Source organism: Neptuniibacter sp. SY11_33 (assembly GCF_047778025.1).
Classification (GTDB): Bacteria; Pseudomonadota; Gammaproteobacteria; order Pseudomonadales; family Balneatricaceae; genus Neptuniibacter.
In genome coordinates this window covers 834,077-859,641 of record NZ_CP180543.1, presented here as the reverse complement: position 1 = coordinate 859,641, position 25,565 = coordinate 834,077, and the positions used below count along the sequence as shown (strand labels likewise).

The window sequence follows — 25,565 nt, the reverse complement described above, 5'->3', positions numbered from 1 at the left end:
TCAATTGTTCTGTAGCGAATTAGTCGTTTTCTACATAACCGCCAGAACTTAGTTTGTCAGCCAAAGCACCCATGTCACCTAGAACATCTTTGTTACGCGCTTTAACGCCAAACTGATCAACCATCAACTGCTGAACTTTTAGCATGTGTAGCATGTACTGCTTCATGTCACCAGAAGATGCTTGGATGTAGTTGCCTTTCTCATCCAAACCAACAACTTGTGTGTTACCTAGCAATACAGGGCTAAAACCGATCAAACGGTTAAGTTTAACTGCAGTTTCACCAAGGTTTTTGTTACCTGTTTGAAGCGCTAGTGCGAAACCTTTCAACTCACCCCAGTGCTTAGCGTAAGCACGAAATGCAGGAGCAACATCACCGTTAGTTTCAACTAGCTTGTTGATCTTTTTAAGGTCTTTGTAGGTAGAACCTGCGTATTTAAACACAGCTTCTGCGATAACCATTTCCCAGTTATCAGCAATAGTCGCTGCGTGAGCTTTAAGCGCTGTACGCTGCTTATCAGTTAGCGCTTCGCCTTTAGCATCTGTGATCAGCTGACGACCATCAACGAAAGCTTGCATGATATTGTGTAGGTAAGTTGTTTTACCGCCTTTATCAAAACCAGCTGCATAGTATGCGTGAGCGTATGTCATCTCGTTGTAAAGAGATACTTTACCGTCTTTGTTGAAGTCAGCTTTAGCAAGCGCACCTTCTTTCTGCTTAGCGATGTTATATACATCTTCTGCAGTTAGGTTAAGCGTATTCGCTGGTGCACCAAAGTAACCGAAACCTTCATCCCACGCGTGCTCTTTACCCGTGTAGTGCTTACCTTCTTTGTAAGGCTTATTGTTTGGCTTTTTGTCAGCATCTAGCTTTTCATCTAGGTAGTTATCTACTGCTTGGTTGTAGAAAACAGCGCCCATTGCGAACTTAGAGATAAGCTGACGGTAGTCGTAACCTGTTAGTGGGTCGTAACCTTTATCAGAAGCTGCTGCTTTATCGATCATGAAAGTGATTACTTCAGGACCCGTCATGTTACCAGGCCAACCTGGAACAGCACCCTTGAACGTTTTACCAGATAGGTTCTTACCTTTAGATATCTCGTCAACAGAAGTCTCTGCTACAACGAAGCCGCCTTTAGTCGCCGGAGAAAGAATCTCACGACCAGCGTCTTTACCTTCGTAGTAAGCAAGCATTTTTGCTTTTAGTTCAGCGTTTGGCTGACCGTTACCTTGGCCTGCCAATTTTTTCAAAGAAGTATGTAGAACCTGACGTGCAGCCTGACCCGTGTACGCAACAGAATTAGTAGCATCACCTTTGTAACCTTTAAGAGTTACAGGGAAATTGTCGTAATTTTGAGCGGCATTAGCACCTAGTGCAGTAACCATAGCAACACTAGCAACAAGAACTTTAAGCTTCACAGAAACCCCCTTCATGGATTCACAAAATATTGATCGCTTATACAAGATGCGCAAAAAGTAACACAAGACAAAAGATAACGCTACAGATAAACATTCTCATTTAGATAAACATCTCATCTTTTGATTAGCATTCTAATTGGCCTTGAACGCCTTAGATCAGTAAACTTTAGCCTCTACCATCGGCTTAATAACTCCATGAATCTAATACTAATTAATACAACTGACTTTATTGCAAGTGATACAGCAGTTCTAACAGATCATCGCTTTGAACATATTCGTTCAGTACATAAACCTGATATTGGAGCGCTGCTCAATGTAGGTCTACTCAATGGAGCTATAGGTAAAGGAGAAGTATTGGAACTCAATGACAGCTGTGTAACGCTAAAGATGTCACTAGAGAAAGAGCCACCTGCAGCATTACCTCTCACCCTAATACTAGCCTTGCCAAGACCTAAAATGCTGAAACGGATCCTACAAACTGTCTCCGCAATGGGCGTAAAAGAGCTTTATCTGATTAATTCTTATCGAGTAGATAAGAGCTATTGGAGCACGCCAATACTTAATCAGATAGAAGAGCAGTTAAAGCTTGGCCTAGAACAAGCTGGCGATACAATGATGCCAAGCGTTCATTTACGTAAACGCTTCAAGCCTTTTGTAGAAGATGAACTTCCAGAGATCGCGAAAAATACGCGCTCTTTAATTGCTCATCCTTATAATGCAGAGCAATGCTCAGCACCAGAATCGATTCCAACCACCTTAGCGATTGGCCCTGAGGGTGGTTTTATTGAATACGAAGTCAATAAACTCAATCAATGCGGATTCAAATCAATCCATATTGGTGAGCGCATCTTAAGAGTTGAAAATGCAGTGCCTGTTTTGTTGGCCAAACTATTCCCAGTCTAATTAATCCAATAGCTTTCGATATCTTTGCCAATCAAAGACTGGACCTGGATCTGTTTTACGCTCTGGGGCTATATCAGAATGCCCAACGATCCTATCCAGCTCTATCTTTGGATAGAGATCGCGTAACTGCTTAGTAAGGGTAGCTAAAGCGTTGTACTGATCATCAGAATAAGGATCGATATCCGTTCCTTCTAACTCTATGCCTATCGAAAAATCATTACAATTTTCTCTGCCTTCAAAGATAGATACACCAGCATGCCAAGCTCTACAGCCTGTAGGCACAAATTGAACAACATGACCACTTCGCTCAATTAGAAAATGAGCAGATACTTGAAGATCTTTTATCTCGTCAAAGAAAGGATCGATCGTGGCATCTAACTTATTCTGAAAAAACTGCTTAATGTAGCCACCACCAAACTTACCCGGAGGTAAACTAATGTTGTGGATAACCAATAGCGAAATATCATTAGAGTTTGGGCGCTCATTAAAATTCGGAGAGGGTACAACCTCGACCTCTTTGTGCCAGTTTTGACCTGCAATATTCATTTATCCCCTACCCGCTCTAGATCTATTTCGATAGAATCTGCATATTATCAGAGGCACATTTGTAAAAGCCAAGCCTCATACATTTTCAATCAGGACCGACTATGTTGACCCGCGCAGAAATTCAGCACCTTATCCCAGACGCCGTACGTTACGCTTTACAGGAAGATATAGGTAGCGGTGATATTACCGCACAACTTATTCCTGCTGAACAAACTGCCACGGCGCGGATCATCAGTCGTCAAGAGGCTGTTGTTTGTGGTATCGACTGGGTAAATGAAGTTTTTCACCAAGTCGATCCTGAGCTAGAACTAGACTGGCAAGTCGATGATGGTGATATCGTTCAACGCGACCAAGTACTTTTCTGGGCGAAAGGTTCCGCAAGAAACCTTCTAACAGCTGAGCGCGCGGCTTTAAACTTTCTACAAACGCTCTCAGGCACAGCAACTGTTAGTAAGTTCTATGCGGAGAAAGTAGCTGGGACAACTGTAAAATTACTTGATACTCGTAAAACCCTTCCTGGCCTTCGTTTTGCGCAGAAGTATGCCGTTACCTGCGGTGGCTGCTTCAACCACCGCATCGGTTTATTCGACGCTTTCCTGATTAAAGAGAACCATATTATGGCCTGCGGTGGCATCGACGCCGCTATTGCAACAGCTAAATCAAACGAGCCAGGCAAACCAGTCGAAGTTGAAGTAGAAACAATGGAAGAACTGCATCAAGCTCTAGAGGCTGGCGCAGACATCATTATGCTGGACAACTTTTCATTAGAAGCGATGAGAGACTCTGTAAAGCTAACTCGCGGCATTGCTAAACTTGAAGCCTCAGGTGGTATTACTGATGAAACCCTACGCCCTATCGCAGAAACCGGCGTAGACTACATTTCTATCGGTGCCTTAACGAAACACTGCCAAGCCGTTGATCTATCTATGCGCTTAATTGAAGATTAAAACTCGTATCAGACTGACTCAAAATAAAAAAAGGCTGCATTCATGCAGCCTTTTTTATTTTCAAAATCACACTCAGAAACAGATACCTACTGGCAGCTATCTGCCGCTAGCTGATCCCAGTCATCCTCTTTCTGGATTTTCACCACATCATAGATCTCAACGATAGCAGTTGTAACACCTTTAGCTTTGATAATTTCACAAGCTTTTGCTGCAGCATGGTGAGGATTAACACTGTCTGGAACAACACCAACGGCCATTACAGAATCATCGTGCCACCAAACAGGTCGAGCGGGGAATTCAGGCTGTTCTAAAATAGCATTTTCTGCCGCGCTCTTGATTTCAGGAGTGAGCTTTTCAGTAGAATTGGCAATGTACCAAGTTACACCAACACAAGCGGCAATTAGAATAATTATTATATTTCGTTTCATGTAGAAGTATTACACATCAAAATAAGTGATGAAGCAAAATAACAACTTTCTTCTTAAAAATCACGAAAAGATCAAACAAAAAGGCCTCCTCCTAAACAATGTGACTAAAAACAATCACATCGTTTCGAAGCAGACCTAGTTCAGATAACTTAATCGCTATCTAGACGGGACTCTAATAACGTAAACCAAATTAGTTTACAGTTACCGCAGCTGAGCCATTGTTAAACCCAGCTGCTGTAACTACCGCATCTGAAGCCATATCATCTTTACAAGAACCTGGAAGGTAGTTGTAGATATCTTGTGTAGCAGTCGCACCGCACGACCAAGAACGGATAGTACTACCAGGGCTTGAAGTATTAGGAACAAGATATACCCACCCACCATTTACTTGAGAATCAATGTTCTGAGCCTCAATTGCCACACCAGCTGACGCATTTGTAGCAACATTGGCAACATATTGTGTAGGATCTACTTCTTCACAGCCCCAAGTACCAGCCGCAGGTAAAGTGCTATCACTACTTTGCACCACTTCTGTAATTGTAGTTCGACAAGCACTACCAGCTAGAACCACCTCTGACATCTTAGCCTTAATTGTATAGCTTTGATAAGCAGGCAATGCAATTGCAGCCAAAATACCAATGATCGCTACTACGATCATCAATTCAATAAGGGTAAAACCTTGTTGTACTTTTTTCATTTTATTTCTCCAGCGAATAAAAATCCTTGGTGTCAACCAAGTCCTTTGATTGTAGCGCATTTTTCAAAAGGCGCCAGTGACCTATCCGAAATTCTTTTATAATCATTATAGTGCGCATTTTCAAACCAGCATGCAAATGCTATTTTAAGGATTGGTCGCACTATAAATTAATATTATCTAATATCTATTTATAGATCATAAGACTGAATTACTAAACTGATGATGCTGAACTCAAAGGGAGCTAAACTTTGCAACCAAGTCAACCGTTAAGCGGGCTTGCCAAGCGATTAGTTAATGAAGGGGTATGTTCCGCAGAAGTTGCTGCTGATGCATCAATTCAATCAAGAGAAAAACAGCAAACCTTTATTTCCTATGTGATAGAGCAGCGCTTAGTAAGCGCTTATAGAGCGGCAGCTGCAGCCTCTGAAGAATTTGGCATGCCATTGCTTGACTTGGACGCTCTAGATTTGAATACTTTGCCACAAGGTCTAATTAACGACTCCCTAATATCCAAGCACCATGCCCTCCCCTTACAAAAGAGGGATAATCGTCTTTTTGTAGCCATCTCTGATCCAACTAACATCCAAGCACTCGATGAATTTAAATTTCAAAGCGGGATAACTACTGAAGCCATTATTGTTGAGGAAGACAAACTATCAAGAGCGATTGAAGCCTTTCTTGAGGGCCAGGATTCAGCTCTAGATGAATTAGAAGACAGTGACCTAGACAATTTAGAAATTTCTGATGGAACCGCTCCCGAGCAAGAAGAGAAAGAAAGCGAAGAGGACGCAACTAAAGACGCGCCGATAGTCCGCTTTATCAATAAAATCCTTTTAGATTCAATTAAAAATGGCGCTTCAGATATTCACTTCGAACCTTATGAAAATAGTTACAGAATCAGAAGCAGGATTGATGGGATACTGCAAGAAATAGCAAAACCTCCGTCAAATCTCGCTGCTAGGTTATCTGCTCGCTTAAAGGTCATGTCACAAATGGATATCTCTGAAAAACGCGTTCCCCAAGACGGACGCATCAAAATGAAGATCTCCAAAAAGCGCGCTATCGACTTCCGTGTAAATACTCTCCCTACCCTTTGGGGCGAAAAAATCGTACTTCGTATCCTCGACCCTAGCAGCGCAAAAATGGGAGTTGAGGCCTTAGGCTTTGCAGACTTTCAGAAAGAACTTTACCTAACGACGCTTCACCGCCCACAAGGCATGGTACTGGTAACAGGACCTACGGGTAGTGGTAAGACCGTTAGTCTTTATACCGGCCTCAACATTCTCAATACAGAAGAACGAAATATTTCCACTGCGGAAGACCCGGTAGAGATCAACCTAGAAGGAATTAATCAGGTTCACGTAAATGCTAAAGTCGGCCTAAATTTTGCCGAGGCCCTACGTGCCTTTCTACGTCAGGACCCAGATGTTGTAATGGTTGGTGAGATTCGAGATTTAGAAACAGCAGAGATAGCCATTAAAGCCGCTCAAACCGGCCATATGGTATTATCAACACTCCACACCAACAGTGCACCCGAAACACTGACACGATTACGAAATATGGGTGTACCTGCGTTTAATATTGCAACATCAGTAAGCCTTATTATCGCCCAACGCTTGGGCCGACGCCTTTGTGAAGCATGCAAGCAACCAGCCACTCTACCTGAAGTAACACTATTAGAAGAAGGTTTTTTAGAAGAGGAAATAACAGATTTAACTCTTTTTGAACCTAATCATGATGGCTGTAGTAAATGCAATCGCGGCTATAAAGGAAGGGTCGGTATCTATGAGATGCTTCCAATGTCACCAGAAATTGCAGAAGTAATTATGGAGAATGGCAACTCTCTAGATATACTAAGAGTAGCTGAAACACAAAACTTCCAAAGCCTAAGGCGCTCTGGCCTTAAAAAAGTTGCTGAAGGAATCACAAGTCTTGAAGAGATGAACCGAGTCATCAAGACCTGATAACGGGAATTAATTTATGGCTAAAGAAGCCAAACTTTATACTTTTACCTGGCAGGGAAAAGATAAAAGCGGAAACAAAAGCAAAGGCAAAATTGATGCTACCACAGCAGCAATAGCCAAAGCTCAACTACGTAAACAAGGCATATTAACCTCCCGCATTGCCAAAGAACGCTCTGCAGGGATGTTTAGTGCTAAAAACAAACCCGTCAAACCCGTTGATATAGCTTTTTTCACCCGTCAAATGGCCACCATGATGCGTTCCGGCGTGCCTTTACTTCAGGGCTTAGAAATCACGGCAGGCGGAATAGAAAAACAAAAACTTAAAGATATTGTTTACGACATTAAGAATGACGTTAATAGCGGCACCGATTTCTCTACTTCCTTGACCCGCCACCCTCAGCATTTTGATGACCTGTACTGTAACTTAGTCAATGCAGGGGAACAGTCTGGCGCACTTGATGCAATGCTAGACCGTATAGCAACCTATAAAGAAAAATTAGAGTCACTTAAAGCTAAAATCAAAAAAGCACTTACATATCCAACAGCCGTTATCGTTGTCGGTATTGTTGTATCAGCAATCCTTCTTGTAAAAGTAGTACCACAATTTGAAGATGTATTTAAAAGCTTTGGTGCTGAACTTCCCGCTTTCACCCAGTTTGTGATTAGTCTGTCTGAAACTGCTCAAGAATTGTGGTGGGTAGTCTTGATAGCTGTTGCCATATTTGGTTTTGCTTTCCAAAAAGCTAGGCAAAAATCAGCTAAGTTTAGAGATGGCGTTGATAAAGCTATACTTAAAATACCGGTTATTGGTCAGATTCTTCACAATGCCTCTATAGCTAGATTTGCAAGGACACTTTCAACCACTTTCGCAGCCGGTGTCCCCTTGGTTAACGCACTTGACTCCGCGGCAGGCGCATCAGGCAATGCTCTTTATCGAGATGCAATATTGCAAATCAAAAATGGGGTTTCGACAGGCCAATCATTACAAAACGCTGTAACTATGACCGGCATATTCCCCAATATGACTGTTCAGATGATTGCTATTGGTGAAGAAGCAGGTTCACTTGAAATGATGCTAGAAAAGATCGCTGACTTCTACGAAGAACAAGTCGATAATGCTGTAGATAACCTATCCAGCCTACTAGAGCCTTTAATTATGGTCGTATTAGGTGTATTAGTGGGTGGACTTGTAGTAGCCATGTACCTACCAATCTTCCAGCTTGGTCAAGTTGTTTAAAGATAATAACCAATGAACTCATTATTAATTGATCCCGCGTGGGCTATTGCCTGCGCGTTTTTATTTTCCCTTTGTGTCGGTAGTTTTTTAAACGTAGTCATCCATCGTCTACCTATTATGATGACTCGAGAATGGGAGAAAGAAATTTTCTGCTATCTGAAGGTACAGGAAGCTAAGCAACAACAGGAAGAACAGGAAGAACAGGAAGAACAGGAAGAACAGGAAGAACAGGAAGAACAGGAAGAAGTCTATAATCTTTCCGTTCCCGCATCTGCTTGCCCCAAATGCGAACACAGAATCAGATGGTATGAAAACATACCGGTTATTAGTTGGATATTCCTTGGCGCTAAATGTTCTTCATGCGGATTACCGATACCTTTCAGATACCCTTTTGTAGAATTATTTACAGCTACCTGCTCTGCTTACGCTATATACGTTTTTGGACCTAACTTAATAGGATTAAGCGTCGTATTCTTAACTTGGGTGCTCATCTGTTTAACCTTTATCGATTATGACCGACAACTCTTGCCTGACAGTTTGACCCTTCCTCTTTTATGGCTAGGTTTACTGGTAAACAGCTTCGGATTTTTCACCTCCCTAGAACATGCTGTTTACGGAGCGGTAGCAGGCTACCTAAGCCTTTGGATAATCTACTGGGCATTCAAACTCCTAACAGGCAAGGAAGGAATGGGCTATGGTGATTTCAAATTACTAGCGGCTTTAGGTGCATGGGTAGGCTTTTTCCAACTTCCATTTGTAATACTATTAAGCGCCCTGTCAGGTGCCATAATTGGCATCACTTTGATGCTGTTAAAAAAGCATTCATCTCAGACACCCATGCCATTTGGTCCTTACTTGGCTATTGCAGGATGGATAGTCTTAATTTGGGGAGATTTATTAACACCTATGTACATTCACTTTATCACGGTGATAGGAGTTATTTAATTCATGTACATTACAGGTATTACTGGCGGTATTGGCTCAGGTAAAAATGCCGTAACTGACCGCTTACAAGACTTGGGAATCACAATTGTAGATGCTGATATTGTAGCACGCGAAGTGGTCGCAAAAGGTGAACCCGCACTAGACAAAATCGCTGAGCACTTTGGCAGTCACATTATCACTGAGGGTGGTGAATTAAATCGTACAGCTTTACGCGAAATAATCTTCAGCGATAAAACAGCCAAAACTTGGCTAGAGCAGCTACTACACCCTATTATTCGCCAAAGCATAAAACAGCAATTACATGATGCTACAAGCAGTTATGCTGTGCTTTCCTCACCTCTTTTATTAGAAACAGACCAACATGAATTAGTTGATACTGTAATCGTTGTTGATGCGGCCGAAGAGCTACAATTAGCCCGAACGGTCATACGTGATAGTGCTAGTGAAGAACAAATCAAAGCAATTATGGCTGCTCAATTGCCACGCCAAGATCGACTTAAAAAAGCGGATATTATTATCGACAATAATGCTGATCTAGAAAGGTTAGAAAATCAGATTATCAAGCTACACACAAAGCTCAGTAAAACTGCAAAAGAGACCAAATAATGAGTAGTACAAAGATTAAATGCCCAACCTGCTCAAAAGAAAAGGCCTGGGATAACAGCAACCCTTTCAGACCTTTCTGCAGCGAGCGCTGCAAAATGATTGATTTAGGAGCTTGGGCAAGCGAAGAATATTCAATACCCGAATCAAAAGCTGCTAGCGATTTTAGTAGTGGTGAAACGGAAGAACAGATTGATAAAGATCAGCCTATCCCTCCGACCATGCACTAATTGCCGCTATACCTTGCGCACCATTCTCGACAGAGAGAGCAAGATCACTTCTTTCCATACCACCCAAAGCAAAAACTGGAACGACACTAGACTTAGCTAATTCGGCAAATACCTTCCAACCTAGTGGCTCTACCTCAGGGTGAGATTGCGTATGCTGTACTGGTGACAACATTACGTAATCTACCCCTTTAACTATCGCTTCGGATAGTTCTTCAGCGTTATGGCATGAAGCACCCAACCAGCGCCCTGCGAACTCATCTCTATGGCTCAGTTTGTCCAGATTACTCCCTGAAAGATGGACAGCCTCAAAAGCAAGTTTATTCGCAACCTCTACCGTAGTGTTTACTGCAAAGAAAACATTCCTCACAGCCGCGAAGTCTATTTGCGCATTGATAAAATCAATTATTTTATCCGATGCTACTGTACCAGCCTCAAACAGTGGAGCTCTTAGGACAACACCCTCAGCTCCACACCTTATAGCTTGCACAATAGATGCTTCCAGTTGCTGAACATCTGAAAGATAGGGTGTTATTGCTAACGTTTTAGGTAATAGACAGGCATTTAAGATCGGTTTATTTGCAGCAGGAAACTCATATTTTTCAAGATCATTAAGCTTCACCCAACGAACCGGCTGCCCTTCTTTCCCCCAAGGTTCACCTTCAAATCCCGTAATACTATAAACATCGAGCAAAACTGATTTATCAGGATAATGATAAGGAACCTCTATCAGCTTTTCTGCTTGGGTAAGCCTGATCCCCAGCTCTTCATCAAGCTCACGACTTAAAGCATCAAGCACAGCTTCTCCCGTCTCAACCTTACCGCCGGGAAACTCCCACAAACCGCCCTGATGTTTATCATCAGGGCGTTTCGCAATCAGCAACTCACGCTTACTATTCCAGATAGCAGCCGCTGCGACATGAACAACCTTATTAGCCATTAGCTACGGTAATCCGCATTGATGCTGACATAGTCGTGGGAAAGATCCGTAGTCCATACCGTCTCTGACACGCCACCACGATTAAGCACGACTCGAATTAGAATCTCTTCCTGATCCATAACTGCCTGACCAGCTTCTTCAGTGTAAGAAGCATCTTTGCCTCCCTGACTAACAATACAAACATCGCCTAAATAGATCTCTAACGCATTAAGATCCAAATTTTCTATCTCGGCACGCCCAACAACTGCTAATACACGCCCCCAGTTTGGATCTGAGGCAAATAAAGCCGTTTTAACTAGTGGAGAATGAGCAATATCAAAAGCCGTTTTCAAAGCCTCTTGCTGCGTCTTAGCCGACTCAACCTTTACTGTCACAAACTTAGTGGCTCCCTCGCCATCACGTACAATCGCATGCGCCAAGTCTTGCATAAGTTGTGTCAATTCAGATTTAAATAAGGCTAGTAGGGAACTATCTTCCGCAGAAACTGATACACCTGATTTCCCAGTCGCAACCAACATACAAGAATCATTTGTAGATGTATCACTATCAACCGTAATACGATTAAAGGAACAATTGGTTGTATCAGTAAGCAGCACTTTCAATAAATCAGCATCAACTTGCGCATCTGTTGCCACGTAGCCTAGCATTGTCGCCATGTTAGGCTTAATCATGCCTGAGCCTTTTGAAATACCAGTCAAAGTTACAACCTTGCCTTGGTACTCAAACTGACGACTAGCGCCTTTGATTCGCGTATCAGTGGTTAAAATACCTTCAGCAGCCTCATCCCAACCTGTTACAGATAGCGCTTCTTTAGCTACAGGCAAAGCTGACACCAACTTCTCTACAGGCAACTTTTCACCGATAACACCAGTGGAAAAAGGAAGAACCGCCTCAACATCAGAACCGCAAAGCTTAGCGACCTCTTCACAGGTTGTAATAGCATCATTCCAACCTTCCTCACCGGTACCTGCATTAGCGTTACCTGTATTAACAATAAAATATCGAGTTGCTACTGTTTCTAAATGTTTTTTAGAAATCTGTACAGGTGCTGCGCAAAAAGCATTCAAAGTAAAAACACCTGCGACAGTAGCTTCTTCACATAACTCCATCAGCACAACATCTTTTCGACCTGGAGTTTTAATACCTGCAGAAGCTGTTCCTAATTTAAATCCTGCAACTGAGTGCATTTTTTCTGGAAATGTAGCTGGCCCGACTGCCATTTTCTCTCTCCTAAGATGCAGAAAGCAGCTTAAAAGCTGCTTTCTGTGTTAACCAATAAACAGTTCACTCTTACGAAAGCTTACCGTGACACTGCTTGTATTTTTTTCCGGAACCACAAGGACATGGTTCGTTTCGACCTACTTTGCGACCATCTCGAACGAAAGTTTCTGGCTGAGCTTGCTCTTCAGCATTGGAACTCTCCCCCTCTTCACTCGTCATAGCAGAGCTATTGTCATGCTTAAAATCCATTTGCTGTCGTTCAGCTTGTTCTCGACGCTGCTGCTCCATCGCTTCAACATCTTCTGGCTGCTGAACTTGCACATGGCTTAGAATACGAATGACATCACGCTTGATATTTTCCAGCAATTCTTGGAATAGGTGGAAAGATTCACGCTTATATTCCTGCTTAGGGTTCTTCTGTGCATAACCACGAAGGTGAATACCCTGACGCAGGTGATCCATAGTCTGAAGATGTTCTTTCCAAAGGGTATCTAGCACCTGAAGCATAACCTGCTTCTCAAAGTTACGCATTGTAGATTCACCCACTTGCGCTTCTTTCTGCTGATAAACCTCTAGCACTGTATCCTGAACTTTTTGATGCAGGGTTTCTTCATGCAATGAATCGTCCTGATCTAGCCACTCTTGAATTGGCATTTTGATGGAAAAATCAGTTTCCAATGCTTTCTCAAGACCGGGAATATCCCACTGTTCTTCAAGGCTCTGCGGCGGAACAAACTCACTAAATTTATTAGCAACTACTTCTTCACGAACAGAATTAACTGTTTCAGAAATATCGTCCGTTGCCATCAAATCATTACGCTGTTCGTAGATAATTGTTCGCTGATCATTCGCAACATCATCGTACTCTAGCAATGACTTACGGATATCAAAGTTACGACCTTCTACTTTACGCTGCGCTTTCTCAATCGCATTACTTACCATCTTATGCTCGATAGCTTCGCCACGCTCCATACCTAGCGCTTGCATCAACTGTCTTACACGATCAGAAGCAAAGATTCGCATCAGATCATCTTCCAGTGACAAGAAGAATCGAGATGAACCTGGATCACCCTGACGACCTGCACGACCACGTAGCTGGTTATCAATACGACGAGATTCATGACGTTCAGTACCTACAATATGTAGACCGCCATTTTCCAATACCTGTTCATGGCGCTTCTGCCAAGAAGCCGTCAATTCAGCAACTTGTTCTTCAGATGGGTTATCAAGTTCAGCTAGCTCAGCTTCTAACTTGCCGCCTAATACAATATCGGTACCACGGCCGGCCATGTTAGTCGCGATAGTTACAGCACCCGGACGACCCGCCTGTGCAATAATTGACGCTTCACCACCATGGTTCTTCGCATTCAATACATTGTGCGTAATTTTTTCTTTCTTCAGTAATGAAGAGATCAATTCAGAAGATTCGATAGACGCTGTACCCACAAGTACTGGACGCTCTGCTTCCTGACAAGCACGAATCTCTTTGATAATAGCTTCGTACTTTTCTTCAACCGTCAGGTAAACCAGATCGTTCTCGTCTTTACGAGCGATCGCTTTATTGGTTGGAATTACAACAACATCTAAGCCGTAAATCTGACGCAGTTCGAATGCTTCCGTATCCGCCGTACCCGTCATACCAGAAAGTTTGTGGTATAGACGGAAGTAGTTCTGGAATGTGGTTGAGGCAAAAGTCTGGCTCTCATTTTGAACCGACACACCCTCTTTTGCTTCTACTGCTTGGTGCAAACCTTCTGACCAACGACGGCCTTCCATGATTCGACCCGTGTGCTCATCAACAATCACAACTTGATTGCCCTGAACAATGTAATCAACATCACGCTGGAATAAGTTATGCGCTCTCAACCCCGCTAGCACGTGATGCAGCAGGTTAAGGTTCTGAGGTGCATACAGGCTATCACCCTCACTAAGAAGACCTTTTTGTGCCAGCATCTCTTCAACAGCAGTGTGACCCGCTTCTGTCAGTTCAACCGTACGGTTTTTCTCATCAACAACGAAATGCTCGTTAATTTCCTGCTCTTCGTCTTGTGGATCAATTTCACCATCGAACTTCTCTAATGAAGGAATTAGTTCATTAATCGCGATATACAGCTGAGAACTATCTTCTGCAGGGCCTGAGATAATCAAAGGCGTACGCGCTTCATCGATTAGGATAGAGTCAACCTCATCGACTACAGCGAAGTTAAAGCCACGCTGCACTTTCTCAGCCGTACTGAATGCCATGTTATCGCGGAGATAATCAAAGCCAAATTCATTGTTTGTGCCGTAAGTAATATCACAGGCATAAGCAGCACGTTTCACTTCTGGATTTTGACCAGATAGTGCAACACCTACCGTTAAGCCTAGAGATTCATAAAGAGGGCGCATCCATTCAGCATCACGCTCTGCTAGATAATCATTCACTGTTACTACATGAACACCTTCAGCAGGAAGCGCATTTAGATATACAGCTAGTGTTGCTACAAGGGTTTTACCTTCACCCGTACGCATCTCAGCAACTTTGCCATCATTCAGTGTCATACCACCGATAAGCTGAACATCAAAATGGCGCATACCCATAACACGCTTTGATGCTTCTCTTACCGTAGCGAAAGCTTCAGGAAGGATCTGTTCCAGAGTCGCGCCATCATCAAGACGCTGACGGAATTCAGCCGTTTTAGCCTTAAGCTCTTCATCCGTTAATTTTTCTAGATCTACTTCCAACGCATTGATCGCCTTTACGATCTTACCCATGCGCTTCAATTCGCGATCATTCTTACTACCAAAAACTTTCTTTAACAGTCCTGTCAGCATATCTCGACTTATACCTGTGAAGTCTAAAACCTGTAGTCCGCTCGATTAGCGGATAAAAATTAACTCAGCATTCTACCTTTATTGGGGGCAGAAAATGAATCTAAAAGGGGAAATAAAAAAAATATGGAAAAAAGATAGGAAAATAGACAAAAAAAAGCCGAACTATCAAAGTTCGGCTCTTAATTCGTTCGATCTATCAGACCGCCAACACTGGCTTCTGATAAGAGATAGGTGCGCTTTCTTCGTTATCTTCGAAAGTCACCACTTCCCAAGCATCCTCTTGCGCCAACAACTCACGCAATAGACGATTGTTCAGGTAATGTCCTGATTTGTTTCCGTAGAACTCACCGATCAAGCTCTTACCTAGTAGATACAGATCACCCACCGCATCCAGTACTTTATGCTTCACAAATTCATCGTCATAACGAAGACCATCTTCATTAAGAATACGGTAATCATCAACTACGATTGCATTATCAAAGCTACCACCTAATGCTAGGTTCTGAGAGCGAAGGTATTCATAGTCACTCATGAAACCAAAGGTTCTCGCGCGGCTAACTTCTTTAACGAAGGAAGTACTAGAGAAGTCTAGGAAAGATTCCATGTTACGGCCTTCAAATGCCGGGTGTTCAAAATCAATTTTGAAGCCCACTTTAAAGCCATCAAACGGTTTGAACGTAGCCGACTTACCATCAGCTTCAACCGTTACTTCTTTCTTAATACGGATAAATTCTTTAGGAGCATTCTGCTCTTCTAGCCCTGCCGACTGGATCAAAAATACAAACGGCGCAGCACTACCATCCATGATTGGAACTTCTTCAGCGCTTAGCTCAACAAAGGCATTATCGATACCTAAGCCAGCCATTGCTGAAAGTAGATGCTCAACAGTCGCTATACGCGCGCCATCTTTAGCCAGGTTGGTTGACAGTTTTGTATCAGAAACATTGTGCGCGTGCGCAAGGATCTCAACAACTGGATCCAAGTCAGTACGACGGAAAACAATACCGGTATTTACTGGCGCAGGTTTCAACGTCAGATAAACTTTCTGACCCGTATGCAAACCAATACCTGTTGCTTTAATGCTGTTTTTTAATGTTCTCTGTTTAATCATGCTATCTGCCAAAAAATAAAATAGGCCACTCTAGCGCGAGATACTAACAAATAATCGCCCTTTTAGAAAGGACATTCCAATTAATCCGCTTGTTTGCGCAGAAAAGTAGGAATATCTAAATAAGCGGACTCGCTCTCAGTACCTGTTGATTTTAACAACTCACTTTCAGGCTCTGCTGGCCCGTCAAGTGCCTCATTTTTTTTGCGACGCAAAACTGTTGGCAGATCGATCTGCTCAAGGTCTAAACTTCCATCTACTTTTTGCATTCCACCAGAAACAGGACGGACCGTTTCTTCTGGCTTATCTAAACCCGTAGCAACAACTGTCACCTTCAGCTCGTCAGTCATCTCAGGCTCAATAACAGTGCCGATAACAATCGTGGCATTATCAGATGCGTACTCTTCAATCTGATTACCTACTTCTGTAAATTCACCTAAGCTCAGATCCATACCTGCTGTGATATTTACCAAGATACCGCTCGCGCCTTTCAGATCTACGTTATCAAGCAGTGGACTCTTGATAGCTTTCTCTGCAGCTTCAGCAGCTCGATTCTCACCACGTGCACCACCGGTACCCATCATCGCCATGCCCATTTCAGACATAACAGTCCGCACATCTGCAAAGTCGACATTAATCATACCCGGACGCGTAATTAGATCCGAAATACCCTGTACAGCCCCTTTCAAAACATCGTTGGCAGACTCAAATGCATTCAAAAGGCTGCAATTACGGCCCAAGACCTGCATCAGTTTTTCGTTAGGGATAATAATAAGGGAATCAACGCTTTCGCGAAGCTCTTTGATACCTTCAATAGCAATACTCATTCGTTTACGGCCTTCGAATGGGAAAGGCTTTGTCACTACTGCAACGGTCAGAATTCCGAGCTCTTTAGCTACTTCAGCTACGATAGGCGCTGCACCAGTACCTGTACCACCGCCCATACCAGCCGTGATAAATACCATATCTGCACCTTGCAGCATTTCTGCAATGCGATCGCGATCTTCCATTGCCGCCTGACGACCAACTTCGGGGTTAGCACCCGCGCCTAGGCCTTTGGTTAGCGTATTACCAAGCTGGATAACTTTTTGGGACGCCATAGATGAAAGCGCTTGTGCATCTGTGTTTGCACAAACAAATTCCACCCCTTCAAGGTCACCACTTTCCATGTGTTTTACAGCGTTTCCGCCTCCACCACCAATACCGATTACTTTAATAACGGCATTTTGCGGAACGCTATCTAACAGTTCAAACATTGTTAGCTCCTTTAGTGCCCTGCCAAGCACTATCCCCTAATAAAGCAGCACGCTACTTTTGCTGCTAAAAATCTAAAAACCTTCAGCTCGCTCAGAAGTTGTTCTGAAACCAAGCTCTCATCTTGTCTAATACACTCTTTTGCGAACCAACAACGACTTCTGGTTCAACATCTTGCTCAACGGCACCAACGTGATCTTGTTGCGCGTATTGAAGAAGCCCCATGCCTGTTGCATAAATAGGGCTACTTAAAATATCTTCCATACCACGTACGCCATGAGGTGTCGCTAAGCGAACCGGCATATGGAATATTTCCTCAGCTAATTCAATAGCACCTTCCATTTTCGAGGTACCACCTGTTAATACGATGCCAGCAGCAACTAGATCCTCAAAGCCACTACGTCTCAACTCAGCCTGAATTAAGCTAAACAGCTCTTCATAACGTGGCTCTACGACCTCAGCTAAGGACTGCCTTAAAAGATCACGCGCAGGACGATCACCTACTCCAGGCACCTTAACAGTCTCTTCGCCTGTAGCGAGTTGCGCGAGTGCACATGCATATTTAACCTTGATCTCTTCTGCATGCTGCGTAGGTGTACGCAAGGCCATCGCAATATCGTTGGTCACTTGATCACCAGCAATCGGAATGACAGCGGTATGGCGTATAGAACCACCCGTAAAAATAGAGATATCAGAGGTACCACCGCCGATATCCACCATACAAACACCCAGTTCTTTCTCATCTTCCGTCAAAACAGAATAGCTTGACGCCAATTGCTCTAGGACTAAGTTATCAGCCTCTAGACCGCAGCGGCGAACACACTTCTCAATATTCTGAGCAGCGTTCACTGAACCAGTAACAAGGTGCACCTTAGCTTCCAAACGCACACCCGACATACCTAAAGGTTCTTTAATTCCTTCTGAACTATCGATCTCATACTCTTGAGGCAAGATGTGTAAAATTTTCTGATCAGCAGGAATTGCCACTGCTCGTGCAGCATCGATCACTCGCTCAAGATCATACTCAGTCACTTCTCTATCACGAACAGCCACAATCCCATGAGAATTAAGGCTATTAATATGACTACCTGCGATACCAACAGTCACAGAGTGAATCTTACAGCCAGCCATCAACTCAGCCTCTTCGACCGCACGCTGAATCGAGCTCACTGTTGATTCGATATTCACTACAACGCCTTTTTTCAGGCCTCGAGATGGATGCGAGCCAATGCCGATAATTTCGATGGCACCATCAATACCGATCTCCCCTACAAGGCACAGCACCTTTGAGGTCCCGATATCGAGCGCAACAACCATATTGTTTTCCATCGAACCACTCATTATGTTTTATCCTGCATTTCGCTTTCGGGTTTTTCCCGCCATTTCACCGCCACCCCATGGGTGTAACGTATATCGATTGTTTCTATATCAGCCGCTTGAGCAGCCAATCGTTGTTTATACAAAATCAAAAACCTTTGTAAGCGCGCATTGATTGCTTCTCGACCTACAACCACTTTGATTTGATTATCCAATTCTATTGTCCAGGCGCCACGAGCCTCTAAATCCAATGCGACAACACTCAACCCCATCGGCTTCAGCATCTGATTAAAATCATGAAACTGTGACATCACCCTTTCTGTATCAGGAGCCGGTCCACTCAATCTAGGCAAACGTCGATACTCTTTAGAAAGTTCCGGCCAAAATATATCACCCTGATGGTTCAACAAGCCCCTCTCGCCCCAACGAGCAACAGGCACCTCCTCCTCAACTTCAACCAGCAAGGTATCGGGCCAATCTCGGCGTATAGAGGAAACTCTTACCCATGGCTGTTCACTCACTAGTGATTGAACCAATTCAATATCAACCTCTAATAGATTCGCAGTAAGGTCATTAGCGATAATCTGTCCCAACTTACCTCGATCTAAATGTTGGGTTTTACCTTCAATAACTACGCTCGTTACCGGACGGTCCAACCACTGCCATAAGTTATGACCAATACCCCATAAAACGCCGACAAAAATAACCAGTGAAGACAACGTCCAAAATGGCTTCCACCAAAACTCAGAATCGTTATTTACACGGCTATCCTTTTTAGGATTATTTTTATCAGTTTTCTCTTTTTCAGAATCTTTTTTCACGATCTTTTCACGACTGGCACCGCGTGGCTTAGCAAGTTCTACTTCTTGCTCCTCCACCGGTTCCGCTTGTCGAAAAAATCGTAAAAGGTTCATACTATTGGGCCGTTTTCAAGATTCTAACGACCAACTCGTCAAAGCTAATCCCTTGCTCTCGCGCAGCCATAGGCACAAGGCTATGATCAGTCATACCCGGAGCAGTATTAACTTCTAATAGCTGGAAGTTTCCATCTTGATCTTGCATCACATCTACACGCCCCCAGCCTTTACAGCCAACTGCGGCAAATGCTTGTTCAGCAAGGCGTTTAAGTGATGTTAATTTTTCATCAGACAAACCATGATCGAACTTGTACTGCGTGTCGTTTGCTAGGTATTTCGCATCAAAGTCATAAAACTCGTGCTGTGTTACTAACTGAATAGGAGGCAACGCATCACCATCAAGCACAGCAACCGTAAACTCGTCACCACTCATCCAGCTTTCAGCAATCACACTACGATCAAAACCAGCGGCTGTTTCCAATGCAGTTTTAAGTTCACTAGCACTCGCTACTTTACTCATACCAATACTGGAACCTTCGTGAGCCGGCTTTACAATCATCGGTAAACCTAGACGTTCAACGATGTCATCAACCTCAAAATCACCATTGAAAGTCGCAAAGGTTGGAGTCGGTAAGCCCTCGCCTATCCATACCTGCTTAGTTCTTAATTTATCCATACCGATAGCAGAAGCAGCCACACCGCTTCCGGTGTATGGTTTACCTAGCATTTCCAAAGCACCTTGCAAGGTACCGTCTTCACCACCAGGGCCATGTAAAATCAAAAAGGCACGATCAAAGTGATTTTCTTGTAGTTGCTGTAAAGGTTGTAGATCACCATTAGGGCCATAGAGATCGATACCAAATGCATCAACACCTGCACGCTGTAGTCCAGCTAAAACCTCAGCACCACTCTTGAGTGAAACATTACGCTCAGATGAATCACCACCAAAAATAACCGCAACTCGTCCGAAATCGGATTTCAATTGAGCATCAATTTGATAACTCATTTTTCCTCCTTTTCAGCTACAAGATTGGCTTGATTTAGCTGATGTGCAAGCGCTGTAATATCACCAGCACCCTGGGTCAGTAACAGATCACCTGGCTCTAAAATATCTCTCAACACATCTGCAACGGTGTCTTTGTCACTAACAAATACCGGATCTATACGACCACGCTGACGAATGCTTCGACATAAACTGCGGCTATCAGCACCAGCTATTGGCTCTTCACCAGCAGCATAGACTTCTAGCAGCAACAACACATCTGCTTCAGAAAGTACTTCCACAAAGTCTTCGTACAAATCACGAGTTCGGCTATAACGATGAGGCTGATTAATCATTACCAAACGCTTATCAGGCCAACCTTCACGAATAGCTTTAACAACAGCGTTAACTTCTCTTGGGTGGTGACCGTAATCATCAACCAACATAACGCTACCACCATTGACAGGCACGTCCCCCAAAACTTGAAAACGACGACCAACGCCTTCGAACTTAGTTAATGCTGTGCAGATCGCTTCATCACTAATGCCCTCATCGGTAGCCACAGCAATCGTTGCTAAGGCATTCAACATATTGTGATGCCCCGGCATGTTCAGTGAGATTTCTAGATCGGCAAAATCCCCTGGGCGCTTAACGGTAAAGCGGGTGTACATACCTTCTTGTCTGATATTCTCAGCACGGTAGTCAGCATCTTCCTCTACACCGTAAGTAAGCACTGGACGACTCACTTCCGGAAGGATTTCTCTAACTACTGGATCGTCGATACACATAACCGCAAGACCGTAGAATGGTAGGTTATGTAGAAACTCGACAAATGTTTTCTTCAACTTAGAGAAGTCATTCTCATAAGTTTCCATATGGTCCGCGTCGATGTTTGTAACAATCGCAACCATCGGTTGTAAGTGAAGGAATGAAGCATCACTTTCATCAGCTTCCGCCACAAGATAGCGGCTCGTGCCCATTTTGGCGTTGGTACCAGCACTGTTTAGTCGACCGCCAATCACAAATGTCGGATCAAGCTCACCTTCAGCAAAAATGGAAGCTAACAGACTTGTCGTCGTTGTTTTACCGTGAGTGCCAGCTACAGCGATACCGTGACGGTAGCGCATCAATTCAGCCAGCATTTCAGCACGACGCACAATCGGAATACGCTGTTCACGCGCAGCTTTCACTTCTGGGTTTTCTTCGTTAACCGCAGTGGAAACAACAACCACATCCACACCTGAAACATTGGTATCGGCATGCCCAATAAAGATGTTCATCCCCAAGCCTTCTAGGCGTTGAGTTGTCGCGGACACTTTAATATCTGAACCTGAGATCTGATATCCCTGGTTCAGCAATACTTCCGCAATACCACACATACCCACACCACCAATGCCGATAAAATGAATTCGGCTAATACGGCGCATTTCCGGTATTTCATAACGGGTGAAAGCATTTTGTTGTTTCATTACTTCATCGCCTCAAGACAAACATTTGCCACCACATCACTTGCTTCAGGTTTACCTAGTGATAGAGCTTTGTTTGCCATTTCCATCAACGTTTCTCGTTGATTTAATTGTTCTGTTAATAATGCTGTCAGCATTTCTTTATTAAGATCCGACTGCTGAATTAAAATTGCAGCATCTCTCTCTGCAAGATAATTTGCATTTTTAGTTTGGTGATCATCAACCGCATAAGGAAAAGGCACTAATACAGATGCCACACCTGCATTGCTCAATTCACTCACCGTTAAAGCACCTGCACGACATAAAACCACATCTGCCCAACTATAGGCTTCAGCCATATCATCGATAAATGCCACAACTTTACACTCAGTTACGTCTAGCGCTTCATAACGCTGCTGAGTTTCTTCAATATTTCGTTTTCCTGCCTGATGCCAAACCTCTGGACGTTGTTCCTGAGGCAAATCAGCAAGGACCTCCGGCAAAAGGTCGTTAATCGCTTTCGCCCCTAAACTTCCACCTACAACAAGCAGACGTAAAGGCCCTTCACGACCAGAAAAACGCTCTGTAGGTTCAGGTAAATTCAAGATACTACCTCGTACCGGATTACCCACAGTCTGAGTCACCAGGCCACTTTTAAATGCACCTTGGAACGCTTCCAAAACTTTTTTGGCTAATTTAGACAAAGCCTTATTGGTCATTCCAGCAACAGCATTCTGTTCGTGAATGATCAACGGTATTCTTAACAACCATGCAGCGAGACCACCGGGACCAGATGCAAAACCGCCCATACCTAATACAACATCAGGTTTAACAGAGCGAACAACCGACAACGCCTGCCACAAAGCAATCAACAGTTTAAATGGAGCTAAAAGAAGGCTTAACTTGCCTTTACCTCTTAAACCTCTCACTTCAATAGAATGCAGTTTTAATCCCGCTGCAGGTACCAAATCAGCTTCTATTCCGTGTCGAGAACCCAACCATTCAACATGAACACCCTGTGCCTGTAGCTTCTCTGCTGTGGCTAATGCTGGGAAGACATGACCGCCAGTGCCACCAGCCATAATCAGAGCTATTTTTTTATCAGAAGTACTCATGCGACAGCCTCCTGAGTTTTTTGTTTACGCTCTTTGGCTTCAGCATCTGGCTGATTTTTTCCAGCTAATTTCAATTCGTAGTCAACTCTCAAAATAACGGCCAACATGGCACAACTCACTAACAAACTACTTCCACCGTAACTCACCAAAGGAAGCGTCAAACCTTTTGTAGGCAACGCGCCAACATTCACCCCAATATTGATCAACGCCTGCCCAGCAAAGATAATTGCAAAGCCGTAACAGACATAAGCAGAGAAAAAGGATTTTACCTTTTCAGCTCGACGACCAATACGGAAAATATTCACGATTAACACGGCATAAACCAAGATCAAAGCAATCGCGCCGATAAAACCTAACTCTTCAGCCAATACTGAAAACACAAAGTCAGTGTGAGCTTCTGGCAGATAAAATAGCTTTTGAACACTATTACCCAAACCCGTTCCAAACCATTCACCACGACCAAAAGCAATCTGTGCCTGAGATAACTGATACCCAGTTCCAAAAGGGTCAGACCATGGATCTAAGAAGCTCTGAAGTCGGGCCACTCGGTAAGGCTGCAGACCTACAACAGCAACTAGCAGACCAACTACACCAGAGATCACCATCAAGAATTGGGAAAAGCGCATACCTCCCAAAAAGATCATTCCCATAACCGTCCCCATCAGGACAACTAAGGCACCAAAGTCCGGCTCAAAGTACAACAACACACAAAAAATACCCAAAGGTAAGGTCGGCTTAGCAATTCCTTTCCAACTGCTACGTACTTCATCCAAGCGTCTTACCAAGTAGCCAGCCATGTACATCACCATACAGAACTTAGCGACTTCCGAAGCTTGAAGGTTTAAAGGACCCAACGGTAACCAACGGTGACTACCATTTACCCCTTTACCTACACCCGGGATCAGTACCAAAATCAATAAGACACCGGCAGCCAACATCCACCAGTGCCCGGTCTTTTCCCAAAAGCGCATTGGGATATTCCAAACAACCACAGCGCCAATCATCGCCAGCATGATAAATATGAACTGACGAACAACGTAAAAATACGCTGTACCGTTATTTTTTAGCGCCACATCTAAAGATGCAGAGCTAATCATTACAAACCCCGTTAGAACCAAAGCAACTGAACAAGCCAGTACCCAAGGATCAAATGGCAACACTCTTTGTGACGTACAAACAGGCGGAGGCGAAGGAATTAAACCCTCTAACCTCTGCTTAATGTTTGTCATCGCCAAAGAGATCATTAAAGAGCCTCCACCGCATCAATAAAAGCATCACCACGAGCGGGAAAACCAGAGAACATATCAAAGCTCGCACAGGCAGGTGAAAGCAGAACAATATCCCCTTCCTTCGCTTGAGCTTGCGCCTTTGCAACAGCAGCTTGCATGTCGTCGGCTGATTCTTTAATTACGTTTTCACAACTGTCAGCTAAACGCGATCCATCTTCGCCGATATAGATCAACGCTCTTGCAAACTGCTTCATTGGTTCAGCCAATTCAGAGAATTCGGCACCTTTACCAACACCACCAGCAATTAACACAATACGCTGATCTGCAGATAGGGTTTTTCCTAAACCGTTTAGCGCAGCAACAGTCGCACCGACGTTAGTACCTTTTGAATCGTTGTAGTATTCAATACCGGCTTTTTCGGCTACCCATTGGCAACGATGCTTCAAGCCTGCAAAGTTCTTTAATGCTTTTAGCATCGCATCCATTGGCAAACCAACAGATTGCCCTAAGGCCAATGCAGACAGCGCATTAGCCATGTTATGACTACCACGTATTTTTAACTCAGATACGGGTATTAATTTATCCAGACCAACAGCAAGCCAAGTTTCACCTTTCTCTTCAGTCAAACCAAAGACTTTCAGATCAGGTTTACCTAAGTGGTAAGCAAGCTGATCAACACCACTGGGCATTAATGGCATTGTCAGTGCATCATCACGGTTAACAACCACCTTTTTAGCTCCGCGGAAAATCCGGTGTTTAGCCTGATAATAACCCTGCATAGAATCATAACGATCTAAATGATCAGGACTAATATTGAGTACCGTTGCAACTGCTGCTCGAAGATCATTGGTTGTTTCTAACTGGAAGCTTGATAATTCGATAACATACAGATCTTTTTCAGGCTCGTTTAACATCTCGAGTACGGGCGTACCAATATTCCCGCACACACCAACATTCAAGCCTGCGGCTACAGCCATCTCACCCACCAAGGTAGTGACCGTACTTTTAGCATTTGAACCGGTAATCGCTACAATTGGTGCGCTGATCTCATTGCAGAAAAGATCAATATCGCCACTTAACTTCGCACCCGCTTTGACCGCCGTTTGAATAGCAGGATCACTTTGTGCAACACCAGGGCTCAAAATCAATTCTGATGCACCACTCAGTAGTTCAGCATCAAAAGGCCCGCAAATCAGTTTAACGTCAGGAAGCTCTGTTGATAGCTCATCCATGCCTGGAGGATTTTCTCGGCTATCAACAACGACAAAGCGCTCACCTTTAGCCGCCAAATAGCGCGCACAAGCCAGCCCGGTTTGACCTAAACCGATGACTACTTTTAATTTATCGCTGGCGATTAAACTCATGCTCA

The 25,565-nt window shown here is 43.7% G+C and carries 23 protein-coding genes; 7 read left to right on the top strand and 16 right to left on the bottom strand.

All coding sequences use genetic code 11. The features are described from left to right. Positions 1-19 precede the first annotated feature (19 nt). A complete protein-coding gene (locus ACMXYV_RS03810; RefSeq protein ID WP_415890447.1) occupies positions 20-1,417 on the bottom strand; it encodes a DUF4856 domain-containing protein in 1,398 nt (465 codons plus the stop codon). Positions 1,418-1,612: 195 nt separating this feature from the next. Between ACMXYV_RS03810 and ACMXYV_RS03805 the strand changes: the two genes are divergently transcribed. Continuing rightward, a complete protein-coding gene (locus ACMXYV_RS03805; protein ID WP_415890446.1) occupies positions 1,613-2,320 on the top strand; it encodes a 16S rRNA (uracil(1498)-N(3))-methyltransferase in 708 nt (235 codons plus the stop codon). On the opposite strand, the gene ampD is transcribed toward ACMXYV_RS03805, so the two are convergent. Continuing rightward, entirely contained in the window at positions 2,321-2,866 is a 546-nt protein-coding gene (ampD, locus tag ACMXYV_RS03800) for a 1,6-anhydro-N-acetylmuramyl-L-alanine amidase AmpD (RefSeq protein ID WP_415890445.1), read from the bottom strand. 101 nt (positions 2,867-2,967) lie between these two features. Between ampD and nadC the strand changes: the two genes are divergently transcribed. Beyond that, positions 2,968-3,813: a carboxylating nicotinate-nucleotide diphosphorylase gene (gene nadC, locus ACMXYV_RS03795; RefSeq protein WP_415890444.1), complete on the top strand. Its 846-nt coding sequence runs from the start codon at positions 2,968-2,970 to the stop codon at positions 3,811-3,813. 86 nt (positions 3,814-3,899) lie between these two features. On the opposite strand, the gene ACMXYV_RS03790 is transcribed toward nadC, so the two are convergent. Then, a complete protein-coding gene (locus tag ACMXYV_RS03790; protein ID WP_415890443.1) occupies positions 3,900-4,241 on the bottom strand; it encodes a hypothetical protein in 342 nt (113 codons plus the stop codon). A 190-nt stretch (positions 4,242-4,431) separates the two neighbouring features. After that, the gene (locus tag ACMXYV_RS03785) at positions 4,432-4,938 is read right to left on the bottom strand and encodes a pilin (protein WP_415890442.1); all 507 of its coding nucleotides are present in this window, start codon (positions 4,936-4,938) and stop codon (positions 4,432-4,434) included. A 248-nt stretch (positions 4,939-5,186) separates the two neighbouring features. On the opposite strand from ACMXYV_RS03785, the gene pilB reads away from it, so the two are divergent. From pilB to yacG, 5 genes are read left to right on the top strand one after another with little or no spacing between them, the layout of a single operon-like run. Continuing rightward, a complete protein-coding gene (gene pilB, locus ACMXYV_RS03780; RefSeq protein ID WP_415890441.1) occupies positions 5,187-6,902 on the top strand; it encodes a type IV-A pilus assembly ATPase PilB in 1,716 nt (571 codons plus the stop codon). 16 nt (positions 6,903-6,918) lie between these two features. Continuing rightward, positions 6,919-8,139 (top strand): type II secretion system F family protein, encoded by a 1,221-nt coding sequence (locus tag ACMXYV_RS03775; RefSeq protein ID WP_415890440.1) that lies wholly within the window; start codon positions 6,919-6,921, stop codon positions 8,137-8,139. Between the two features lie 12 nt (positions 8,140-8,151). Beyond that, on the top strand, positions 8,152-9,084 hold the full coding sequence (locus tag ACMXYV_RS03770; protein WP_415890439.1) for a prepilin peptidase: 933 nt from the start codon (positions 8,152-8,154) through the stop codon (positions 9,082-9,084). 3 nt (positions 9,085-9,087) lie between these two features. After that, on the top strand, positions 9,088-9,690 hold the full coding sequence (gene coaE / locus ACMXYV_RS03765) for a dephospho-CoA kinase (protein WP_415890438.1): 603 nt from the start codon (positions 9,088-9,090) through the stop codon (positions 9,688-9,690). Next, positions 9,690-9,917 (top strand): DNA gyrase inhibitor YacG, encoded by a 228-nt coding sequence (gene yacG / locus ACMXYV_RS03760; protein ID WP_415890437.1) that lies wholly within the window; start codon positions 9,690-9,692, stop codon positions 9,915-9,917. Before coaE ends, yacG begins: the two co-directional genes overlap by 1 nt. Here yacG and ACMXYV_RS03755 read toward each other — a convergent pair. From ACMXYV_RS03755 to murD, 12 genes are all read right to left on the bottom strand, one after another. Next, the gene (locus tag ACMXYV_RS03755) at positions 9,895-10,854 is read right to left on the bottom strand and encodes a Nudix family hydrolase (protein WP_415890436.1); all 960 of its coding nucleotides are present in this window, start codon (positions 10,852-10,854) and stop codon (positions 9,895-9,897) included. The two genes, yacG and ACMXYV_RS03755, sit on opposite strands and share 23 nt — an antisense overlap. Continuing rightward, complete coding sequence (argJ, locus tag ACMXYV_RS03750; RefSeq protein ID WP_415890435.1) at positions 10,854-12,074, bottom strand: bifunctional glutamate N-acetyltransferase/amino-acid acetyltransferase ArgJ; 1,221 nt, start codon at positions 12,072-12,074, stop codon at positions 10,854-10,856. The genes ACMXYV_RS03755 and argJ overlap by 1 nt, the downstream gene beginning before the upstream one ends. Positions 12,075-12,144: 70 nt before the next feature. Beyond that, the gene (gene secA, locus ACMXYV_RS03745) at positions 12,145-14,889 is read right to left on the bottom strand and encodes a preprotein translocase subunit SecA (protein ID WP_415890434.1); all 2,745 of its coding nucleotides are present in this window, start codon (positions 14,887-14,889) and stop codon (positions 12,145-12,147) included. Between the two features lie 196 nt (positions 14,890-15,085). Continuing rightward, positions 15,086-16,000 (bottom strand): UDP-3-O-acyl-N-acetylglucosamine deacetylase, encoded by a 915-nt coding sequence (lpxC, locus tag ACMXYV_RS03740; protein WP_415883650.1) that lies wholly within the window; start codon positions 15,998-16,000, stop codon positions 15,086-15,088. An 80-nt stretch (positions 16,001-16,080) separates the two neighbouring features. Next, positions 16,081-17,253: a cell division protein FtsZ gene (gene ftsZ, locus ACMXYV_RS03735; RefSeq protein WP_415890433.1), complete on the bottom strand. Its 1,173-nt coding sequence runs from the start codon at positions 17,251-17,253 to the stop codon at positions 16,081-16,083. A gap of 91 nt (positions 17,254-17,344) precedes the next feature. Further along, entirely contained in the window at positions 17,345-18,592 is a 1,248-nt protein-coding gene (ftsA, locus tag ACMXYV_RS03730) for a cell division protein FtsA (protein WP_415890432.1), read from the bottom strand. Beyond that, the gene (locus ACMXYV_RS03725) at positions 18,592-19,482 is read right to left on the bottom strand and encodes a cell division protein FtsQ/DivIB (RefSeq protein ID WP_415890431.1); all 891 of its coding nucleotides are present in this window, start codon (positions 19,480-19,482) and stop codon (positions 18,592-18,594) included. The genes ftsA and ACMXYV_RS03725 overlap by 1 nt, the downstream gene beginning before the upstream one ends. Before the next feature lies 1 nt (position 19,483). Continuing rightward, positions 19,484-20,431, bottom strand: coding sequence for a D-alanine--D-alanine ligase (locus ACMXYV_RS03720; protein ID WP_415890430.1), 948 nt, complete (start codon positions 20,429-20,431; stop codon positions 19,484-19,486). After that, positions 20,428-21,876, bottom strand: a complete 1,449-nt coding sequence (murC, locus tag ACMXYV_RS03715) for a UDP-N-acetylmuramate--L-alanine ligase (protein WP_415890429.1) — start codon at positions 21,874-21,876, stop codon at positions 20,428-20,430. Before murC ends, ACMXYV_RS03720 begins: the two co-directional genes overlap by 4 nt. Then, complete coding sequence (gene murG, locus ACMXYV_RS03710; protein WP_415890428.1) at positions 21,876-22,967, bottom strand: undecaprenyldiphospho-muramoylpentapeptide beta-N-acetylglucosaminyltransferase; 1,092 nt, start codon at positions 22,965-22,967, stop codon at positions 21,876-21,878. Before murG ends, murC begins: the two co-directional genes overlap by 1 nt. Then, a complete protein-coding gene (gene ftsW, locus ACMXYV_RS03705; RefSeq protein WP_415890427.1) occupies positions 22,964-24,211 on the bottom strand; it encodes a putative lipid II flippase FtsW in 1,248 nt (415 codons plus the stop codon). The genes murG and ftsW overlap by 4 nt, the downstream gene beginning before the upstream one ends. After that, positions 24,211-25,560 carry a UDP-N-acetylmuramoyl-L-alanine--D-glutamate ligase gene (murD, locus tag ACMXYV_RS03700; RefSeq protein ID WP_415890426.1) on the bottom strand — a complete coding sequence of 450 codons (1,350 nt, stop codon included), beginning with the start codon at positions 25,558-25,560 and terminating at the stop codon, positions 24,211-24,213. Before murD ends, ftsW begins: the two co-directional genes overlap by 1 nt. Between the last annotated feature and the right edge of the window lie 5 nt (positions 25,561-25,565).

What these genes read in the sequence shown, in the direction of transcription:
- ACMXYV_RS03805 (WP_415890446.1), top strand. Translation starts at nt 1,613, where the DNA reads ATGAATCTAATACTAATTAATACAACTGACTTTATTGCAAGTGATACA.
- ampD (WP_415890445.1), bottom strand. Translation starts at nt 2,866, where the DNA reads ATGAATATTGCAGGTCAAAACTGGCACAAAGAGGTCGAGGTTGTACCC.
- nadC (WP_415890444.1), top strand. Translation starts at nt 2,968, where the DNA reads ATGTTGACCCGCGCAGAAATTCAGCACCTTATCCCAGACGCCGTACGT.
- ACMXYV_RS03790 (WP_415890443.1), bottom strand. Translation starts at nt 4,241, where the DNA reads ATGAAACGAAATATAATAATTATTCTAATTGCCGCTTGTGTTGGTGTA.
- ACMXYV_RS03785 (WP_415890442.1), bottom strand. Translation starts at nt 4,938, where the DNA reads ATGAAAAAAGTACAACAAGGTTTTACCCTTATTGAATTGATGATCGTA.
- ACMXYV_RS03775 (WP_415890440.1), top strand. Translation starts at nt 6,919, where the DNA reads ATGGCTAAAGAAGCCAAACTTTATACTTTTACCTGGCAGGGAAAAGAT.
- ACMXYV_RS03770 (WP_415890439.1), top strand. Translation starts at nt 8,152, where the DNA reads ATGAACTCATTATTAATTGATCCCGCGTGGGCTATTGCCTGCGCGTTT.
- coaE (WP_415890438.1), top strand. Translation starts at nt 9,088, where the DNA reads ATGTACATTACAGGTATTACTGGCGGTATTGGCTCAGGTAAAAATGCC.
- yacG (WP_415890437.1), top strand. Translation starts at nt 9,690, where the DNA reads ATGAGTAGTACAAAGATTAAATGCCCAACCTGCTCAAAAGAAAAGGCC.
- ACMXYV_RS03755 (WP_415890436.1), bottom strand. Translation starts at nt 10,854, where the DNA reads ATGGCTAATAAGGTTGTTCATGTCGCAGCGGCTGCTATCTGGAATAGT.
- argJ (WP_415890435.1), bottom strand. Translation starts at nt 12,074, where the DNA reads ATGGCAGTCGGGCCAGCTACATTTCCAGAAAAAATGCACTCAGTTGCA.
- secA (WP_415890434.1), bottom strand. Translation starts at nt 14,889, where the DNA reads ATGCTGACAGGACTGTTAAAGAAAGTTTTTGGTAGTAAGAATGATCGC.
- lpxC (WP_415883650.1), bottom strand. Translation starts at nt 16,000, where the DNA reads ATGATTAAACAGAGAACATTAAAAAACAGCATTAAAGCAACAGGTATT.
- ftsZ (WP_415890433.1), bottom strand. Translation starts at nt 17,253, where the DNA reads ATGTTTGAACTGTTAGATAGCGTTCCGCAAAATGCCGTTATTAAAGTA.
- ftsA (WP_415890432.1), bottom strand. Translation starts at nt 18,592, where the DNA reads ATGAGTGGTTCGATGGAAAACAATATGGTTGTTGCGCTCGATATCGGG.
- ACMXYV_RS03725 (WP_415890431.1), bottom strand. Translation starts at nt 19,482, where the DNA reads ATGAACCTTTTACGATTTTTTCGACAAGCGGAACCGGTGGAGGAGCAA.
- ACMXYV_RS03720 (WP_415890430.1), bottom strand. Translation starts at nt 20,431, where the DNA reads ATGAGTTATCAAATTGATGCTCAATTGAAATCCGATTTCGGACGAGTT.
- murC (WP_415890429.1), bottom strand. Translation starts at nt 21,876, where the DNA reads ATGAAACAACAAAATGCTTTCACCCGTTATGAAATACCGGAAATGCGC.
- murG (WP_415890428.1), bottom strand. Translation starts at nt 22,967, where the DNA reads ATGAGTACTTCTGATAAAAAAATAGCTCTGATTATGGCTGGTGGCACT.
- ftsW (WP_415890427.1), bottom strand. Translation starts at nt 24,211, where the DNA reads ATGATCTCTTTGGCGATGACAAACATTAAGCAGAGGTTAGAGGGTTTA.
- murD (WP_415890426.1), bottom strand. Translation starts at nt 25,560, where the DNA reads ATGAGTTTAATCGCCAGCGATAAATTAAAAGTAGTCATCGGTTTAGGT.